The following is a 2,076-nucleotide window of genomic DNA, read 5'->3' on the forward strand; positions in this document are numbered from 1 at the left end:
ACACGTGCGACGGCGAAGAGGTGCTCAGCCTTCCACCGGGTGACCGCCGTCGCCCTCGACCACGACACGGTCCTGACCGGCCGTCTCCGAGCGCTCCACCATCGTGACGTCGACCTCACCGTCCCCAGTGGTGTCGAACTGGTACAGATCCGCGGCCCCGTCCCCCGTGGTGTCCGTCATCCACACGTCGGGCTTGCCGTCACCGTTGGTGTCCGCCGCCAGCACCACATGGTGCAGGTCGCCCTGCGTCTCCACGACTTCTTCGATTCTGTCCATGCCGGTCGCCTGCCCCTCGCGCTCCGGCGGAAACTCCGTTCCACACACGCTTGTTCGTCCGACGTGACCCACGTGGTCACGACACGGCGAGGACCCCGCCGCGCGCGGAGGGAGGCACCCGCCGTTCCGCACACCTATGTACATCGATGTATACGCCGCTTTACCGTGGCGCTGTCAGCAGGTCCGCACCCCCCGCTCGTGCACCGCTGCCCGCATCGGCGCTCCCCGTGCACGAACCCGAAGAGACGACAGCCGCGGCCCGTACCCGCAGGCCGCCCTGTCGCGTCACAGCGCCTTCAGGAAGGACACCCGTGCTCATTTCCTTACGTCGACCGCTCCGCCCCACCCCCGTCTCCCTCTCCGCCCGGTCTCCCCGCGCGGCTCCCCCGACCGGCGGTCACCGTGCCGGACGATCGCTGCGCGCCGTCCTGGCGGTCGTGGTCGCGGTGCTGGGCCTGACGCTCGCGGCGGCCGGCGCGTCGGCCGTACCCGCCCCCGTACAGTCCCTCGCGTCCGCACTTCCCGGGGCCGGGTCCCAGGCGGTCTCCCTCTCGGCCACCGGCACACCTCTGGGCAGCGGTACGGGCCTCTACCCCCGTGCCATCCGGCTGGAGCACAGCGGCGCGGCCAACGGCCGGGTGCTCGCGAGCGTGGTGACCTTCGACGGCAACAACGGCATCGGAGCCGTCCACGAGAGCACCGACGCCGGAGCGACCTTCCGGCAGGTGGGCAGGGTCGCCGACCCGGAGTCGGCGAACGGGCAGGGCCTGTGCTGCTCCACCCTGTTCGAACTGCCGCAGCAGGTCGGAGCCCTGCCCGCGGGCACGCTGCTGTGGGCCGCCTCGGCCGGGCAGGACGAGCCGGACCGGCGGATGGCCCTGCGCGTCTGGCGCAGCACCGACGTGGGCCGCACCTGGTCCTATCTCTCCTCCTGCGCCACCGCGTCCGGGACCGGTGGGCTGTGGGAACCGGAGTTCTCCGTGGCCGCCGACGGCGCTCTCGTCTGCCACTACGCGGACGAGACCGACGCGGCCCACGACCAGAAGCTGTCGGCCGCGCGCAGTTACGACGGGATCCACTGGCAGGACCGCCGCGACACGGTGGCGAGCGCCTGGGAGCCGGACCGGCCCGGAATGCCCGTGGTGCGCAGGCTGCCGAACGGCACGTACCTGATGAGTTATGAGATCTGCAATCCGGGCGGGCAGTACCAGTGCGTGGTGCACTACCGCACCTCTCCGGACGGCTGGGACTGGGGATCGCCGACGTTCCTCGGGTACCGCCCGGAGACAGTGGACGGCAAGTACTTCCGTGCCGCGCCCACCATCGCGTGGGCTCCGGCGCCGGGCGGCGGGGCGAACGGCCGGATCCTGCTCGTCGGCCAGCAACTCCTCAACCGTGACGGCACGCCCGCGGCGGACAGCGGGCGCACCATCCTCGCCAACACGGAGAACGGCACCGGCCCGTGGTACGAGATCGAGGCCCCGGTGCGGGTCACGGCCCCGACCGCGACGTACTGCCCGAACTACAGCTCTCCGCTGCTGCCCTCCGCCGACGGGCGCACGGTGCTGCAGATCGCGACGGACTGGGACGGCTCGGTCTGCCGTCCGTACGTGGCGACCGGACCGGTCACCGGCAGCGGCGACGCCGCCGGGGCCGTGGACGGGGCGCGGTACCGGCTGGTGAACGCCAACAGCGGGCACTGCCTGGACGTGGCAGGCGACTCGCGTGCCGCCGGTGGCAACGTCCAGCAGTGGACCTGCAACGGCCTGGGCCCGCAGGAGTGGGTCCTGCGGGCCCACG

2 protein-coding genes are annotated in these 2,076 nt (G+C 72.3%); one reads left to right on the forward strand and one right to left on the reverse strand.

Annotation, left to right across the window (positions count from 1 at the left end; translation table 11 throughout):
* Window positions 1-24: 24 nt before the first annotated feature.
* A complete protein-coding gene (locus ACFWEP_RS34265) occupies window positions 25-276 on the reverse strand; it encodes a hypothetical protein (protein ID WP_387376159.1) in 252 nt (83 codons plus the stop codon).
* Window positions 277-587: 311 nt separating this feature from the next.
* Here ACFWEP_RS34265 and ACFWEP_RS34270 point away from each other — a divergent pair.
* Window positions 588-2,076, forward strand: a 1,489-nt coding sequence (locus tag ACFWEP_RS34270) for an RICIN domain-containing protein (RefSeq protein WP_387376161.1), incomplete at its 3' end; no start/stop codon positions are given.

The organism is Streptomyces sp. NPDC060198 (genome assembly GCF_042728415.1).
Classification (GTDB): Bacteria; Actinomycetota; Actinomycetes; order Streptomycetales; family Streptomycetaceae; genus Streptomyces.